Here is a 16,040-nt window from a genome sequence, read left to right as displayed (position 1 = left end):
TTCTCCGCACGTCATGCGGAGAATGCGCGCCCTTGCAATTTGGCGATTTGCACGCGCATACTGGGCATATCGCCAAGGAGCGCAGTTATGCCCACACCAACCGCTATCATTGATGTCGTCGGAGGCCCCTCAGTCGTCGGGGCGGCGATTCTCAGTCAATTCGACCTGATCCGCGCCGTTCGGGCCGGACTACCGGTCAGTGCCGTGCATGCCTTGATGCAGTCGGGGCGGTTGTCCCGTGCGGAAACCGATCGTGTCGTACTGCCGCGCAAGACGCTGGCCCATCGGGAACGTATCGGCACCCTGACCACGGATCAATCCGACCGGCTGATGCGGGTCGCCCGCGTCATGGCGATCGCCGAGGAGGTCTTCGGCACTCAGGATAAGGCGCATCGCTGGCTGCGACGGTCCACCACCGCGCTGGCCAATGAGATTCCGCTCGATTTGCTCGACACCGAAGAAGGTGCCCGCGAGGTCGAGACCATTCTGGGCCGCATAGCCCATGGGATCGCGGCCTGATGCGTCTGTGGCGACTGGCCCGCGAGGTCCATTCCGCCTTGGACGGCGAAGGTGCCCGCATGTTCGGGGGGCGCTGGAATTCACCGGGACGGCCTGTCATGTATTGCGCCGGATCAGCCGCTCTCGCCGTCCTTGAGGTTCGTGTCCACCTCGACCTGCCGCTTGATCTTCTGCCCGAGGATTATCGGCTATTCGCGATCGAGACCGGTGACGTGGGATTCGAAGACGCGCAGCCCCAAGCCATGGAAACCGCCAGGGCCTTTGGCGACGCGTGGCTCGCCTCGGGGAGAAGCGCGATTTTACGGGTGCCGTCCGTCATCGTGCCCGAGGAGTGGAACGTCCTGATCAATCCACTTCATCCCCATGCTCAGCACATTCAGGTCGAATCGCAGCGCCCTTTCCAATTCGATGCGAGACTATTCTGACAGCCATCACCGCCAATTCCTGACGATCAGCTCAGGCAGGGCCGAAGCCCATCGTTCGGCAACTCCGTCCACGTCGAGGCGCTTCTTCAAGCTGACCTGCGGCACCAGGATGAACATCACCACACTGGTCATCCCGCGCCCGGTGCGCAGCGCCGAGGCGCTGCCCTTGGCGAAACCGCCCCGCTTGATCTTTCCCGCCGGAACGGAACGCTCCACCGTATTGAGGAACTTGATGAATTCCTGATGCCGGTGCTGTTGCATGCAGCGCCCCAACACGGTGCCGTCGAGGATGTTGAGGGCGGCAAACAACGTGGTGGTGCCGTTGCGCTTGTAGTCATGGGTCATAGTGGCGCACTTGCCGGGCTTCAGCGGCAGGCCGGGCTGGGTACGGTCGAGCGCCTGGATTTGGCTCTTCTCGTCGATGGACAGCACCACGGCATGGCAGGGTGGCTCCATGTAGAGGCCGACGACATCCTCGACCTTCGCGGCGAAGGCGGGATCGTTGGATTTCTTGAAGGTGCGGAGCCGATGGGGCTGAAGGCGGTGCGCGTCCCAAATGCGCTGGACCGCCCGCAAGCTGATGCCGACGGCCTTTGCGGCGGCGCGGCCCGTCCAATGCGTAGCGCTGCCGGGTGGGGGCGAACTCGGCAGCGCCAAGACCCGTGCCGTCGCCCGTGCCTTCCGCTGGCGGCGGCAACTGGAATCCGGACGGCACACCTCGATCAACGAACTGGCCAAGGCCGACAAGATCGACCGTGGCTATGTCAGCAAGGTGCTGCGCCTGACCCTGCTGGCGCCGGATATCGTCGAGGCCATCCTCGCCGGTCGCCAGCCCAAAGGGCTGAAGCTGGCGGATCTGCTGGAGCCATTTCCTGTGGGATGGGCCGAGCAGCGGCGCGCCTTCCTGGAAACGGATTGCCGGATATTAGGGTAAAGGACCTGCACTGCTTGGTGTCTCTATGCCGACACCGTATCAACCCGGCTCAGTCCTCCGCCAATCTTGGTAACGCGAACTTGCACTCCGATCCGGTCGACCATCGCCTGGACATGGGAGATGACGCCGACTTTCCGTCCCGAGGCGTGGAGAACTTCAAGGGCGGAGATGGCGATGTCCAGACTGTGGGCGTCGAGCGCACCAAATCCTTCGTCGATGAAGAGCGATTCGACCAGCGCATGATGGCCGCTCATGCCGGCAAGCCCGAGTGCCAGCGCCAGCGACACCAGGAAGCGTTCGCCGCCCGACAGATTACCGACGCCGCGAACCTCATCGCCCATATCCCGGTCAAGAACCTGCAAGTCCAGGTCGCCGCCGGGTGAGCGTTCCAGCATATAGCGTGGGGTGAGATCGGCGAGGTGGCGATTGGCCAGCACGATCAGGTGATCGAGAGTCAAGCCTTGGGCGAAGCTGCGGAACTTGGCGCCATCCGCCGAACCGATGAGATCCGAGATGGTTTTCCACCGGTCATGGATCCCCCGCTGGCACTGAATGCGCTCTTGCAGGCCGGCGAACTGATCCCGGTTGCGTTGGTCGTCGTCCAGGACGCGCCGACAGGCGATCTGGCGTTCATTGGCTGCTTCCTTGGCATCCTCCGCCGCGGCAAGGGCCGCGGCGACGTCCTCGGCCGATTGCGCCGGCCGCTCCGCCGCTTCATGCTCGGCCGCCATTCGCTTGCGCTCGTCAAGGACCGCCTGCGCCGACTGCCGGGCTTGGCCGGATGCGACAACCCTTTCCTCGGCCGCCTCGATCCATGCGGCATCGACGGCCAGCAACTCGCGGGCCTGATCCAGGGGCAGGGACTGGGCCGCCAACTGCCGATCCCGTTCGGCCAGCGCTTCGTCCCGGTGAGCGCTTTCCTCCGCCAATTGCCCCGCCAGCATGGTCAGGCTCGCCGTTGTGGCGCTGACGGCGGCATCGGCTGTGGCGGCTTTCTGGCACGCCGCCTCATGCTCTTGCTTGCGGGTCAGGCGCGCCGCATTGAGTCCGCTGCGGATTTCGGCGGTCGGACGCCCGTCGAACAGTGTCGCGCGCTGAGCCAGCAAATCGGCATGGCTTTGCTTTGCCTCCTCCAGCCGTCGGCCGGCGATCTCGGCCTGCGTCCGAGCCTGTTGCTCGGCTACCGTCGCCCCCCGCACCTGAACTTCCAGCGAGTTGAAAATCCCCTGCTGACGGTCGCGGTCAGCAATATGTTGGCGCCACTCGTCGGCATATTGCCGGCAGGTCAGAATCAAATCGTCCGAATCGCCGCGGAGGCGATCAGGCCAATCGGCAATGACCGCCAGCGGCACCTCCAGCCGGTCCTGTGCGGTCTGCATGGCGTCCCGGTATCGCTCCTGGTCGCGCTGCGCCTGCCCGATCTCGGCCGTGGATGCGGCCTGGGCGAGGGCGATCTCAGCCAGTCTCTGGATGGCCGTGCTGACAGCCTCCCGCAGGATGCTGGCGTCGCGTGCCACCTGATCGCGGTCGCCGCGCAGATTTTCCAGAGTTTGGAGCGACTGGCGAACCTCTGTCATGGCGGTCGCAACCATCTCGGCCGCTCCCGCAACGCCGAGGCCGGCTGCCTCGTCCTCGGGGGAATGCGGCAGCAGCGGCAGGGCGATGTTCAAGGACTGGGCACCGGCTTGTGCCATGCCAGAGGCGGCGTCCCAGGCCTGCTGCACAGCCATTGCTTCGGTGACGATCCCCGCGTCGTCGGTCTTGCACTGCTCCAGGGTCGTCCGGGCTGCTTCCTGTTTGGCGACCGTCTCCTGCCGGAGGTCGTCAAACCTCCGCAAGGATCCCTCGCTCGCCTCGACCTGATGGCGATGGTGGAGTAGCAGGGCCGTCAGGGCGGTGACGGCCGTGGCAACCGGATGCTTGGACGAGCCGCAGACGGGGCAGGGCTGACCATCTATCAGTCGGGCGCGCAAGGCGGCGGCATGTTCGCCGTTTGCCGCTTCCGCCAAGGCCAGCGCTTGGCGCGCCTCATCCAACGCGCCCTGTTCGCGGGCTCGGTCGGTGGTGATCTCGGCAAGGGTGCTTGTCGCCGAGGCCAGATCGCCGCGAGCTTCCTCCCGACGGGTATGGATGGTCTGGCGCCGAGAGACCAAGGCCGCTCCCGTCCGGACGCTCCCCCCTAGATCGCTCAAAGCCGCTTGCAGATCGGTCAGGCCGTCCCGCCGCCGTTCAAGGCCATTGCCGTCGATGCCGGCAATGTCGGATTCCAGGGCGGCCTGGCGCTTCTCCAGTGCTGTCAAACGCGGTCCATCCACCGCCTTCCGGTCTTCACTCGCCTGCCGCTCGGTCTCAAGCGTGGCCGCAGTTTTCTCGGCAAGTCGCTGGGCGGCGATGGTGGCATCAAGGCCTTCGGAGGCCTGGGCGTGGGTCGTGATGGCATCCACCCACCGCTCGATCTGCTCCGCCAGTTCGCGCCGGCCGCCGTTTTCCCCCAGCCACTTGTTGATGGTCCCAATGCTGGTGGCCGCGTCGTCGCGCTGCCGCGTCTGGCGGGTGAGGCTTGCCGTGGCCTCGGCCATGGCTTTTTCCGCGGCGGTCGCTGTGGTCTTCGCCTCTTGCTCGTGATGGGCGGCGGCGGTGACCCGCGCATCAAGAGAGGCGGCCTGATCGAGAAGGGGGCCAGCCTCCTTGAACGCCGCTTCCGCTGCCTCTTCCGCTTCGTGGGCCGCATTTTTCTGCTCGTGTGTCAGAATCGCCGCGTTGGCACACCGGGTAGAGGCATCATTAGCCTCGGAATGCCGGGTGGTCAGGCCATGAACGGAGGTGGTCAATCGGTCGGCCTGTGTCACCACTTCCCGGCACGCCTGGGCACGGCGGATGTCGGCAAGGCGATCGCGCTCGGACTGAAGGTCCAGGTCTGCCGCCTCGGCCCCCCGCAATGCCGTTTCCGCAGTGCCGACCGAGCCGGCCAGTTCAGCCTGTCGCCGATGCCAGATGGCATCGTTGGCCAGTCGCCGGACCTCGGCGATCAGCCGGGCCAAGTCGGCCTCGGCTTCGATCCAGGTGGCCATGGCGGTGGCGTGGTCCTCGTTTGACAGAACGGTGATGCCCTCCGCCTCGGCCTCGATGGCCTCCAGCCGGATCCGTTCGTCACGCACCCGCTCATGGGCCGCCACCGACAGCCGGCTGTAGATCTCGGTGCCGGTCATCAGCTCAAGCAGGGCCGCGCGCTGCTTCGGCGCGGCCTTCAGGAACGCGTCGAAATCGTGCTGGGCAAGAAGAACGGACCGCCGGAACTGATCGAAATCGAGGCCGGTCTTGTCGCGGATGGCCCCCAGGGTCTCGGTCTTGGTGCCGCCGAGGTTTTCGCCGCTGCCGATGACGGTCAACGTCATGACCTGGTCCTGCACCTTGCCACCGGCCCGCTTCCGGGCTCGCTGCACCTGCCAGCGGGCGCGGTAGCGTCCCCCGTCCCGGCCGACAAAATCGACTTCGGCGAACCCATCCCCGGCACCGTGGCGCAGGATCGTGCGGACATCGTTGCCGGCCAGCCGGTTTTCGTCGTCGGTGCGGCCGACCGCCGACTTCGCCACTCCGTCCAGACGCGGCAGACGATCGTAAAGGGCAAGGCACAGCGCATCCAGCAGGGTGCTTTTGCCGGCACCGGTGGGGCCGGTGATGGCGAACAACCCAGCCTCGGCCAGCGGTGCCGCTTCCAGGTCGATTTCGAAGGCGCCGGCCAGACTGGCGAGGCTACGGCCGCGAATGGCGAGAATTTTCACGGCGCGGCGTCCCCGGTCTCCAGGCCTTCGAGCAGTTCGCGAAAGCAGCCCAGCACATCCTCGGGCGGATCGCCCTCATAATCGCGGCGCCAGCGCCGCGAGAACACATCTTCCGGCTGCAGTGAATTGAGGTCGGGCTGGATCAGGCCGACCACGGGGGATGTCGCCGACGCCGCCTGCACCGCCAACTTGGCCAGCCTCACCCCCTTGCCGCCCAGGGCCTCGGCGATGTCGCGGCGCAGGCTGGGAGCCGGGCGGTCAAGGGTGACCTCGACATGGAGATATGGCTGCCATTCCCAGCCGCGATCATCGCCCACATCCAGGGCGCGCAATTGCTCCAGGACCGTATCGACCGGGGCGGCGCCGCTGGCGGGAACCCGTAGGACAGGGACGGACCGGGGGACATGCAGCGGCGTGATTTCTGCGCAGCCAGACCCGAGATCGACAAGAACCACCTGATGTTTGTAGTCCCTTTCTGCGACCGACAGGGGAAGGGGCGATCCGGCATAGCGGACATGGCTTCGGCCGCCGACCATCTGCGGCTTGTGAAGATGCCCAAGGGCCACATAGGCGATGTCGTCGGGGAAAATGTCGGCGGGCAAAGCGTGCTGGTTGCCGCCAAGTATGCGCCGCTCCGACAGATCGGATATCTCCGTGGCGGTCATGTAGCAGTGGCCGGTGACGACCAGATGCTGGCCGCCGGTCCGGCGCTCCGCCGCCAGCGCCAGAACCTCCTCATAGACCCGCCGCACGCCCCAGATCAGGCCATCCGCTTCGTCCTGCGGCGCGGGGGGCAAATCAGGCAGGCGCAGGAACGGCACCGCCGCGCACAACACCGCCGCCTCGCCGTCGCTGTCGGTGAGGGGGAACAGCAGATGATCGGGATTGATGCGACCATCGCTGCCGCGTGGGAGGCTGCCAACCACTCTTACGCCGAAGCTCTCCAGCAGCGTACGGGGCGCTTCAAGGCGACCGGCCGAATCATGGTTGCCGCCGATAAGCACCACGTCAAGCGCGGGCATCCGGCGGGCCACTTGAGCCACGAAATCATAGAGTTGGCGTTGCGCCGTGATCGGCGGATTCTGGCTGTCAAAAATGTCCCCGGTGACCAGCAGGGCATCAACGGCATGCTCCTCCAATCGATCCTCAAGCCAGGCAAGGAACGCCGAATGCTCGTGATCACGGGCGAAGTCATGGAATTCCTGGCCAAGATGCCAGTCAGACGTATGGAGGATTTTCATCTCTGGACGATTCCCTCGACCCCCTAAAGATCGCTTCTAGCAAACCTATGGTTGAGGAGGCTACGCGGCCACGATATGCCGGTCAATGTTGGAGTTGACCCCGTGGTGGAGCAAGGCAATTCCGACACCGGAGTCCTGCGGCATTCCGTAGAAATCGGCCAACCACACGGTAGCCCGAATTTCGAATTGTCCTGCTCTTTCATGGCGCAGACGACCTGTTGACCAAGAAGTGGCAGTCAACAGGTTCGGAGAGAAACGGGTGTTGGAGAGAGAATTTCCGCACATTTGCCGAGAACGAAGTCAGCACCTCTACCAAGCAAACTCGCGCGGAACCTTGGGATATCCAAGGCCGCGTCTTAGCGGTGGAGCCAGTTTGTCTGGTGAGAATGGCGTCCCCAGCGGGATTCGAACCCGCGTCGCCGCCGTGAAAGGGCGGTGTCCTAGGCCTCTAGACGATGGGGACGTCGCGAGGTGAGGGCGACCTTTTAGCGGGGTACGCCCCCTTGGTCAAGCGGGTTTTTCTAAAAAAATTTCACCGCACCGGGGCGGCGTCGTCGATGATCAACTGCACCGCGTTATTTCCCTGCCAACTATCCACGCGCAAGGTCCCCGCCAAGTGGAAGTTTTGTCCCTGCCCGCCCAGCAAGGTCAGCCCCATTTCGCTGTCGGCGGCGCGAAAGGCGATGGCTTTCAGGCGTTGCCCGCCTTGGCCTTGGGCAATGATGCGCACATGCCCAGAGCCGACCACGTCGGCCTTGACCACGCGGGCGGCCGTGATGGCGAAACGCGGCTCCGGGTTGCCGGCGCCGAACGGCCCCAATTGTTTCAGCGTCTCCACCAGATCCACGGTTGCTCCGGCGGCGTCCAGCGCCCCGTCCAATTCCAACACCGGCACCAGCTCGCCGCTCAGTTGGGCTTGCAGACGGTCGGCGAGAAAGGCACGGAATTCGGCTAGGTGCGCGCGGGCGACGGTGAATCCCGCCGCCATGGCGTGGCCACCGCCCGCCTTGAGCAAGCCCTGCTGGCGCGCCGCGATGACCGCACACCCCAGATCGAGGCCGGCAACCGAACGCCCCGAGCCCTTGCCCTCGTCGCCATCCAGAGCGATGACGCAGGCCGGGCGGCCATAGCGTTCCTTCAGCCGGCCGGCGACAATGCCGATGACGCCGGGATGCCAGTTCTCGCCCGCCGCCACCACCAGCGGCAAGCCGTCATCGTCGCGGCCTTCCACCTGTTCGATGGCTTCCAGCAACACGGCCGCCTCGATTTCCTGACGGTCCTTGTTATAGCCGTCCAATTGTCGGGCGATTTCCGCCGCTTCCAGCGGGTCATGCGTCGACAGCAGGCGCGAGCCCAGCTCGGATTCCCCCACCCGGCCACCGGCATTGACGCGCGGCCCCAGCACATAGCCCAGATGGTAGGCGTCGGGGCGTTCCTTGACCCCGGCCACGTCAGCCAAAGCGGCCAAGCCGATATTGTTGCGCTTGGCCATGACTTTCAGCCCCTGGGTCACCAGGGCGCGGTTGACGCCGTGCAGCGGCACCACGTCGCACACCGTGCCCAGCGCGACCACGTCCAGCCATTGCAGCAAATCGGGCGCCGGGCGCTGGGGGCCGTACCAGCCGGCTGATTTCAGAGCGCGGTTGACCGCCACCACCACCAAGAAGGTGACGCCGACGGCGGCCAGATGGCCATGCGGACTTTCTTCATCCAGACGCTTGGGGTTGATGATGGCGAAAGCCTGCGGCAGTTCCGGTTCGGCCTCGTGGTGGTCAACGACGATCACATCGATGCCGGCTTCGGCGGCGCCAGCCAAAGGGACAAAAGCCGTTGTGCCGCAATCCACCGTCACCACCACCCGCGCCCCCTGCCCGGCCAGTTTCAACAATGCCGGCAGATTGGGGCCATAACCTTCGATCATGCGGTCGGGGATGTGCACCAAGGCGGTGGCGCCGGCGGCGCTGAGAAAGGTGTTGAGCAACGCCGACGAGGTGGCGCCATCGACGTCGTAATCGCCGAAAATGCCGATCGGCTGTCCGGCCATCACCGCTTGGGCGATACGGGCGGCGGCCTTGTCCATGTCTTTCAGGTGACTGGGATCGGGCAACAAGGCGCGCAAGGTCGGCGCCAGGAAGGTTTCCGCCTCTTCCAGGCCGATACCGCGCGCCGCCAGCACCCGGCCGATGATTTCCGGCAAGGCCAAGCGCTGCGACAAGGTCACGGCCAGACGGTCATCACCGCCGGTCGCCAGCCACCGCCGCCCGGTGAGCGAACGTTCGACCCCGAGAAAGGCGGCGGTTTCAGTCATGTTTTAATCCCGATGCAATTGGGCGTGACGGCTGAAATCATGCTGGGACGTCATGGTCCGCAACGTGCCGGTGGTCGAGCGCATGACCAGCGAATGACTGACGGCGCCGCCCTGACGCAGGCGAATGCCGGCCAGGATATTGCCGTCGGTGATGCCGGTGGCGGCGAACATCACCTCGCCCTTGACCATGTCGTCGATGGTCCACTGCGCCTGGATGTCCCTGATGCCGGCGGCACGGGCCTTGGCCCGATCATCCTCGCTGCGCAACAGCAACCGGCACTGCATCTGTCCGCCCAGACATTTCAGCCCCGCCGCCGCCAACACGCCCTCGGCGGCGCCGCCCGAGCCCATGTACAGATCAATGCCGGTCTGGAGCAAACCGACGGCGATGGCCCCAGAGACGTCGCCATCGTCAATCAAGACGACGCGGGCGCCGGCTTCGTAGATTCGTCCCAGCAAATCGCCGTGACGCGGTCGATCCAGCATGCACACGGTCAAATCGGCCACCGCGACGCCTTTGGCGGCGGCGACATTGATCAAATTATCTTCGGGGCTGACGCTCAGATCAATGATGCCGGTCGGCAAACCCGGACCGATGGCCAGCTTTTCCATATAGGCGTCGGCCGGCACATGCAGGAACGAACCTTCCTGAGTGGCGGCGATCACCGAAATGGCGTTATGGCTGCCCTTGGCACAAATGGTCGCCCCCTCGATCGGGGTCAGCACGATATCGACCTTGGGGCCGGTTCCGGTTCCCACTTTGTCGCCATTGGCCAAGGTGGCGCCGCCACCGCCATTGACCACCCGCCCTTCCATGGACAGGCTGTTCAGCGCCTCGCGCATGGCGGCGGTGGCGGCCTCGTCGGCGGCCTTTTCGTCACCACGTCCGACCCAGCGCGACGCCGCCAGGGCACTGGCTTCGGTGACCCGCACCACTTCCAAGGCAAGATTGCGGTCGAGCGCGTGCGGCGGCGGAACAAAGACACGATTGGGCATGGCGGCTACCTTATCACAAAGGCTCGATGCGGATCAGGCGCGGCTTTTCCACCACCGCGTCCAACGCGGCGATGCGGGCGACAGCGCGGTTCATATCGGCTTCCACCGTATCGTGCAGGGTCATGACCATGGGCACGGTCTCGCCCGGAGCCCGGCCAGGCTGGATCATCTGCTCCACCGACACGCCTTCGGCCCGCAGCGCGGTGGCGACATCGGCCAGGACGCCGGGACGGTCAAGCACCATCAGCCGCATGTAATAGGCCCCTTGGCGGCGTTCCATCGACGCCGCCGGCCGGGCCACCAGGGCGGCGACCGGAACGCCAAAGGCCGGCGAACGGTTGCCACGGGCGATATCGATGATATCGGCGGCCACCGCCGAGGCGGTCGGGCCAGCCCCGGCGCCACGGCCTTCATAAATCGAGCGGCCGACAAAATCGCCCTCGGCCACCACGGCGTTGAAAACGCCATCGACGGTGGCGATCGGCGCCGCCACCGGCACCATGCACGCATGGACACGCTGTTCGATGCCGTGATCGGTGGCTTGGGCGATGCCCAACAACTTGATGCGATATCCCAGCTTGTCGGCGAAATCGATATCCACGGCCGAGACGTGACGGATGCCCTCGACATGCATGGATTGGAAGTCCACCGGCGTGGCAAAGGCCAGACTGGTCAAAATCGCCAGCTTATGGGCGGCATCGACGCCATCGATATCGAAGCTGGGATCAGCCTCGGCATAGCCCAAGGCTTGGGCCTCGGCCAGCACGTCGGCGAAATCACGCCCGGTCTCGCGCATGGTGGTCAAGATGTAGTTGCAGGTGCCGTTCAAGATGCCGGTAACCCGGCTGATGGCGTTGCCGGCCAAGCCTTCCTTAAGCGCCTTGATGATCGGGATGCCGCCGGCGACGGCGGCTTCGAAACCCAGGACCACCCCCTTGTCCTCGGCCGTCGCGGCCAAGGCAACGCCATGATGGGCCAGCAACGCCTTGTTGGCGGTGACCACATGCAGCCCACGACCAAGGGCGGTTTCCACCACGTGGCGGGCAATGCCCTCGGAGCCGCCGATCACTTCGACGATGACATCGCATTCGGCCTGCTCGGCCATCTTGACGGCATCGTCATACCAGGCGACCTCGGCCCCCAGGACAATGCCGCGATCGCGGTTCCGATCACGCGCCGACACCGCGACCACCTGCAGCGGGCGACCGGCGCGGGCGGTGATGATGCCAGCGTTATCGGTCAACAATTTGACCAGCCCAGCCCCGACCGTTCCCAGCCCGGCAAGGGCGATTTTCAAAGGTTTCATCAGCCAACCACCACCCGTTGCTTTTCCGATTCTTCCAGGACCTTATCGTAATTGCCCAGGAATGACTTGATATTGCGCACCGCTTGGCGGGTCCGCTGAATGTTTTCCACCAGCCCGATCCGAACGAAACTGTCACCGTATTCGCCAAAACCGATGCCGGGGGCCACCGCCACCTGGGCTTCGCGCATCAGCAGCTTGGAAAATTCCAGGCTCCCCAGATGGGCAAAGGCCGGCGGGATCGGAGCCCAGGCGAACATGGTCGCCGGCGGGCTGGGAACATCCCAGCCGGCGGCATGCATCCCCTCGATCAGAACGTCGCGACGGCCCTTATACAATTGACGGATTTCCTCGACGCAATCTTGCGGACCGTTCAAGGCGGCCGTGGCCGCCACCTGGATCGGGGTAAAAGCGCCGTAATCCAGATAAGACTTGATCCGCCCCAAGGCCGCGATCAGCTTTTTGTTGCCGGCGGCGAAGCCGATGCGCCAACCCGGCATGTTGTAGGTTTTGGACATCGAGGTGAATTCCACCGCGATCTCCTTGGCGCCGGGCACTTGCAGGATGGACGGCGGCGGCGCCACGTCGAAATAAATCTCGGAATAAGCCAGATCGGACAAAATCCAGATGCCGTGATGCCGGCAGAAATCGACGACTTGGCCATAGAAATCAAGATCGGCCAAAAGCGCCGTCGGATTGCTGGGATAATTCAACACCAAGGCGATGGGCTTGGGTACCGAATGGCGCACGGCACGATCCAGCGCCCGCAGGAATTCGGCATCCGGGGTCACCGGCACATAGCGGCACGAACCGCCGGCGATGATGAAACCATAGGGATGGATGGGATAGCTGGGATTGGGCACCAGCACGACGTCGCCGGGGCTGGTGATGGCGTTGGCCAGATTAGCCAACCCTTCCTTCGAGCCCAAGGTGACGATGCATTCGCTTTCGGGATCCAACGCGACGTCGAAACGGCGATGATAATAATTGACCAGCGCCTTGCGCAAACCAGGAATGCCACGGCTCATGGAATAGCGGTGGGCGCGCGGATTGCGGGCGGCTTCCACCAGCTTTTCAACGATATGCGACGGTGTCGGCTGATCCGGGTTGCCCATGCCGAAATCGATAATGTCCTCGCCAGCGGCGCGTGCCCGCGCCTTCATGGCATTGACTTCGGCGAAAACGTAGGGGGGAAGCCGCTTGATGCGATGAAATTCCTGCTCGGTGCTCATGACGCCAGTCACTTTCCGGAAGGGAGGAAAAGAAAGGGATCATATCTAGCGCGGTCAGGATCGGGAAGCGATAGCTTTTTGGCACTTCAAGCATGCGCGGATGGCGGGGCGGCCACCCGCGCATGACTTGGGTTCAGGCCGCTTTGACGGCCCCCAGGAACTCATCGACCATGGCCTTAAGGCCTTCGGCTTCTTGCGACAACGACCGCGCCACCGCCAGCACCTGTTCGGCCGAGGTGCCGGTTTCCGACGCCGCCTGACTGACGCCGCCGATGCTCGACGACACCTCTTGCGTGCCGGCGGCGGCCTGCTGGACGTTGCGGGCGATTTCGGTGGTGGCGGCGGATTGCTCCTCGACCGCGGCGGCGATGGCGCTGGCGATTTCGTTAATCTCGCCGATCCGCCGGACGATGCCTTCGATGGCGCGCACCGCTTCCCGCGTCGCCGATTGCACCGAAGAGATCTGGGTGGTGATTTCCTCGGTCGCCTTGGCGGTCTGATTGGCCAGGGATTTGACTTCATTGGCGACCACGGCGAAGCCTTTGCCGGCATCGCCGGCCCGCGCCGCCTCGATGGTGGCGTTCAACGCCAACAGATTGGTCTGGCTGGCGATGGTGGTGATCAGGCCGACCACTTCGCCGATGCGGACCGAGGTCTGCGCCAGATCCTGAACCGTCTTGTTGGTACGTTCGGCTTCCTCGGCGGCGGCGCGCGAGGTCACGCTGGATTGCTCGACCTGACGGCCGATCTCGGCGATGGAAGCGGACAATTCCTCGGCGGCGGTGGCCACCGTCTGCACGCTGGCCGAAGCCTCTTCGGTGGCGGCGGCGACCATGGTGGCCTGATCATTGGTCTGCTGGGCATTGCCGGTCATCGACTGGGCGGTAGCCTCCATCTCGGTGGCGGCGCCGGAAACGATGCCCAGAACCGAACTGACCGAATTGTCGAAATCCTTGGTCAGCTTATCCACGGCACGGGCCCGGTTCAACTGCACGGCCCGTTCGGCCTCTTGTTCGGCGGCGAGTTGCTCGGCCCGGATCATGTTGTCCTTGAACACCTGAACCGCGGAGGCCATGGCCCCAACCTCGTCGCCGCGCCCCTGGGCCGGAATAACGATGGTTTTGTCGCCGTCGGCCAGCTTCCGCATGGCCTCGGTCATGGCGACGATGGGGGTGGCGATCCCACTGCGCAGAACCAGGCCGGCGCCAATGATCAATACGGCGACCACGGCAAACACCACAATGGTGATGACCGTCGTCATGCTGGCGACGGACCTCAGCTCCTCACGCGAGTGGCCGGCGCCCTTGCCATTAAGGGCCACACATTCCTCAAGCGTAGCCTGCATTTTCTGAAAAAGCGGCAGGCTTTCAGCGCTTAACAAGGTCTTCGCCTCGTCATTGCGGTTTTGACGCGACAGGGAAATCAGTTTTTCGTGACTAACCATATAGCGGTCGAAATCACTGCCGAATTTCGCGTACAGCGCCCGTTCCTCGTCCGACGAAAGCAAAACCTCATAGGTCTTCCGCGCTTCGGCGATCTGTGCACTGATCTCGCCCAGTTGGACTTCGGCCGCCTTCATTTCGTCGGCCTCGGTGGCCAGGACGTGCAACAATTCCCAACGCCGGAAAGTCTGCGCGACGTTCTGAAGCCGGCCGACGGCCTGAACACTGGGTAACCAGTTATCGGCCAGATCGCTGCCGGCGCTTTCCAGCTTGCGAACACCGCTGAATCCCAGCGCCACATTGATCACCAAGAGCAGCAGGATAACGCCAAAGGCGACGACCAGCTTCTTGCCAATGTTCATATTATCCAAAACCGACATAACCCGAACTCCCAAACGTCACCGTCCAATACCTTAGGAATATACAGGAGGAGATAAGAAGGAGTCTAAAACAGCACATGAACAGATAAAAAAAACAGCGCGTTCAGGATGCTATTTAGAATTAAAGCCTCCATACTTCAGTCGCAATTTCGGCCCAAACGCTTATCGCAGCCCCACGCATGCAGCACCTCGGCCATGGCTTGAGCGCAGAAATGCCGGGCCGCATCGCGGTCGTAACCGTCAGCCCGCATCTGGTCGTAATCGGTGTGGAGATGGCGCACATGGCTGGTCAGGGCCAGCCAAGCGGCCGCCGGCGGCGAGGCCTTGCGCAGTCCGGGGGAATCCTCGGCCAGATCCAGCACCGCAGCGCGATCGAAGGCCGGAATAAACGGCGCCAGCACCGCCAAAGCCTGCGCTATGGCGGTGCGGCGACGGTTCACATCACATCAAGGAAAATCTGCGCCCCATCCTGGCCGGCGGCATAATCGGGCTGGGCGGCAACCATGATCTTGGAAGCCGGAATGCCACGACGGTTCAACTCGCGGGCGACCGCGTCGGCGCGATCCTGCGAGCTATCCATGCCCACCAGCGGATTATAGCCGCCATAGGTCGGCGCCGGTTCATAGGCGACGACGCGGACAACGCCCTTGGTTTGCTTGTACAAGCGGACCACATCGGCGATGGACGACAGATCGGCCCGGCTGAGCTTGGCGCCGGCGGCAAACTGCACCGAGGCAACCTGGAACGACGCCGCCGGCTCATGTACCGGCAGCGGCGTGACGAACTTGCCGCCACCCGAATTGGCATTGCCCCGCTTGACCGAACCCGGCGGCACCAGATGGATCGGCGCTTCGTCGGCCGAGGCGAAGCGATGATTGCTTCCCGGCATGTCGACAAGGCCGGGACGGACCACCTGTTGGGCCGATTCAGCCAGCCGCTTTTCGAATTGCTGCTGCAAACCCCGCGGCCGACCGGGCACCGCCACCGTTTCCGGAATATCGGCGGGCGGCGGCGGCGTCATGTTCATGCTGGCCGGCGGCGCGTTCGGCCCCTGGTCAACGCTGGCCACTTGCGCCGGCCCCGCAGCGGGCAGCGCGGCGGCCTGAATGGCGGAACCCGGAGCGGGAGCGGCGGCGACTTGCTGTCCGGCGGCGGGGGCGCGGCGGGCCAAGGGCCGGGTCGGCGCCACTTCGCGGCGGACCGGTTCGGCATAGTGGGCGTTGCCGCGATCAGGCACCAACCCCTTGGGGGTGTCCTTGCGGTTCTCGGCGCTGGCGGCCGGCTTGACCGTCTTGCCGGCGGTGGCGACCGGGGCCGGCTCCGGCGTATCCTTGCCGGTGACGAAGTCACGGGTCCCCTTGTACCACTCAACCGGATTGACCGCGTCAGGCACGCTCGAGCATGCGGACAACGCGCTCAATAACAGGAGGCTACGCCCCCAAAGCCGAACAGTGTTCGGCAATCCGGCGACACTCCGA

13 protein-coding genes, 1 tRNA gene and 1 pseudogene are annotated in these 16,040 nt (G+C 64.5%); 3 read left to right on the top strand and 12 right to left on the bottom strand.

Going from position 1 to position 16,040, the window contains the following annotated elements:
• The first annotated feature begins 87 nt into the window (after positions 1 to 87).
• Both parS and KEC16_RS05625 read left to right on the top strand, forming a co-directional pair.
• Positions 88 to 519 carry a type II RES/Xre toxin-antitoxin system antitoxin gene (gene parS / locus KEC16_RS05630; RefSeq protein WP_211546706.1) on the top strand — a complete coding sequence of 144 codons (432 nt, stop codon included), beginning with the start codon at positions 88 to 90 and terminating at the stop codon, positions 517 to 519.
• Positions 519 to 944 (top strand): RES family NAD+ phosphorylase, encoded by a 426-nt coding sequence (locus tag KEC16_RS05625; protein WP_211546704.1) that lies wholly within the window; start codon positions 519 to 521, stop codon positions 942 to 944. The genes parS and KEC16_RS05625 overlap by 1 nt, the downstream gene beginning before the upstream one ends.
• A gap of 6 nt (positions 945 to 950) precedes the next feature.
• Here the strand turns inward: KEC16_RS05625 and KEC16_RS19740 are convergent, their stop codons facing one another.
• Positions 951 to 1,160 (bottom strand): DUF6441 family protein, encoded by a 210-nt coding sequence (locus KEC16_RS19740; RefSeq protein ID WP_346344041.1) that lies wholly within the window; start codon positions 1,158 to 1,160, stop codon positions 951 to 953.
• Positions 1,134 to 1,610: pseudogene (locus tag KEC16_RS05615) on the bottom strand (IS630 family transposase); the annotation flags it as partial. The pseudogene KEC16_RS05615 and the gene KEC16_RS19740, both read right to left, overlap by 27 nt.
• On the opposite strand from KEC16_RS05615, the gene KEC16_RS05610 reads away from it, so the two are divergent.
• Entirely contained in the window at positions 1,501 to 1,878 is a 378-nt protein-coding gene (locus KEC16_RS05610) for a hypothetical protein (RefSeq protein WP_211546936.1), read from the top strand. The pseudogene KEC16_RS05615 and the gene KEC16_RS05610 overlap by 110 nt on opposite strands.
• 23 nt (positions 1,879 to 1,901) lie before the next feature.
• Here KEC16_RS05610 and KEC16_RS05605 read toward each other — a convergent pair whose 3' ends face one another.
• The 10 genes from KEC16_RS05605 to KEC16_RS05560 form a co-directional block, all read right to left on the bottom strand.
• Positions 1,902 to 5,660, bottom strand: coding sequence for an AAA family ATPase (locus KEC16_RS05605; RefSeq protein WP_211546702.1), 3,759 nt, complete (start codon positions 5,658 to 5,660; stop codon positions 1,902 to 1,904).
• Positions 5,657 to 6,901 carry an exonuclease SbcCD subunit D C-terminal domain-containing protein gene (locus tag KEC16_RS05600; RefSeq protein WP_211546701.1) on the bottom strand — a complete coding sequence of 415 codons (1,245 nt, stop codon included), beginning with the start codon at positions 6,899 to 6,901 and terminating at the stop codon, positions 5,657 to 5,659. The genes KEC16_RS05605 and KEC16_RS05600 overlap by 4 nt, the downstream gene beginning before the upstream one ends.
• Before the next feature lie 387 nt (positions 6,902 to 7,288).
• Positions 7,289 to 7,364, bottom strand: a tRNA-Glu gene (locus KEC16_RS05595).
• Between the two features lie 69 nt (positions 7,365 to 7,433).
• Complete coding sequence (gene recJ / locus KEC16_RS05590; RefSeq protein WP_211546699.1) at positions 7,434 to 9,209, bottom strand: single-stranded-DNA-specific exonuclease RecJ; 1,776 nt, start codon at positions 9,207 to 9,209, stop codon at positions 7,434 to 7,436.
• Between the two features lie 3 nt (positions 9,210 to 9,212).
• Positions 9,213 to 10,205, bottom strand: coding sequence for a class II fructose-bisphosphatase (gene glpX, locus KEC16_RS05585; protein WP_211546697.1), 993 nt, complete (start codon positions 10,203 to 10,205; stop codon positions 9,213 to 9,215).
• 13 nt (positions 10,206 to 10,218) lie between these two features.
• Complete coding sequence (locus KEC16_RS05580; RefSeq protein WP_211546921.1) at positions 10,219 to 11,514, bottom strand: homoserine dehydrogenase; 1,296 nt, start codon at positions 11,512 to 11,514, stop codon at positions 10,219 to 10,221.
• A complete protein-coding gene (locus KEC16_RS05575; protein WP_211546695.1) occupies positions 11,511 to 12,740 on the bottom strand; it encodes an LL-diaminopimelate aminotransferase in 1,230 nt (409 codons plus the stop codon). Before KEC16_RS05575 ends, KEC16_RS05580 begins: the two co-directional genes overlap by 4 nt.
• A gap of 133 nt (positions 12,741 to 12,873) precedes the next feature.
• A complete protein-coding gene (locus KEC16_RS05570) occupies positions 12,874 to 14,562 on the bottom strand; it encodes a methyl-accepting chemotaxis protein (RefSeq protein ID WP_211546693.1) in 1,689 nt (562 codons plus the stop codon).
• A 137-nt stretch (positions 14,563 to 14,699) separates the two neighbouring features.
• The gene (locus KEC16_RS05565; RefSeq protein WP_211546691.1) at positions 14,700 to 15,002 is read right to left on the bottom strand and encodes a DUF2293 domain-containing protein; all 303 of its coding nucleotides are present in this window, start codon (positions 15,000 to 15,002) and stop codon (positions 14,700 to 14,702) included.
• Positions 14,999 to 15,955, bottom strand: a complete 957-nt coding sequence (locus KEC16_RS05560) for an OmpA family protein (protein WP_211546689.1) — start codon at positions 15,953 to 15,955, stop codon at positions 14,999 to 15,001. Before KEC16_RS05560 ends, KEC16_RS05565 begins: the two co-directional genes overlap by 4 nt.
• Positions 15,956 to 16,040: the final 85 nt, after the last annotated feature.

Origin of the sequence: Magnetospirillum sulfuroxidans (genome assembly GCF_018224925.1) — a bacterium.
GTDB classification, from domain to species: Bacteria; Pseudomonadota; Alphaproteobacteria; order Rhodospirillales; family Magnetospirillaceae; genus Magnetospirillum; species Magnetospirillum sulfuroxidans.
The sequence above is the reverse complement of the archived record's forward strand: the minus strand, read 5'-3'. Positions and strand labels throughout refer to the sequence as shown.

Bases quoted from the DNA above. Each gene is read 5' to 3' on its own strand.
- parS (WP_211546706.1), top strand. From the start codon at position 88: ATGCCCACACCAACCGCTATCATTGATGTCGTCGGAGGCCCCTCAGTC.
- KEC16_RS05625 (WP_211546704.1), top strand. From the start codon at position 519: ATGCGTCTGTGGCGACTGGCCCGCGAGGTCCATTCCGCCTTGGACGGC.
- glpX (WP_211546697.1), bottom strand. From the start codon at position 10,205: ATGCCCAATCGTGTCTTTGTTCCGCCGCCGCACGCGCTCGACCGCAAT.
- KEC16_RS05600 (WP_211546701.1), bottom strand. From the start codon at position 6,901: ATGAAAATCCTCCATACGTCTGACTGGCATCTTGGCCAGGAATTCCAT.
- KEC16_RS05570 (WP_211546693.1), bottom strand. From the start codon at position 14,562: ATGTCGGTTTTGGATAATATGAACATTGGCAAGAAGCTGGTCGTCGCC.
- recJ (WP_211546699.1), bottom strand. From the start codon at position 9,209: ATGACTGAAACCGCCGCCTTTCTCGGGGTCGAACGTTCGCTCACCGGG.
- KEC16_RS05575 (WP_211546695.1), bottom strand. From the start codon at position 12,740: ATGAGCACCGAGCAGGAATTTCATCGCATCAAGCGGCTTCCCCCCTAC.
- KEC16_RS05610 (WP_211546936.1), top strand. From the start codon at position 1,501: ATGCGCTGGACCGCCCGCAAGCTGATGCCGACGGCCTTTGCGGCGGCG.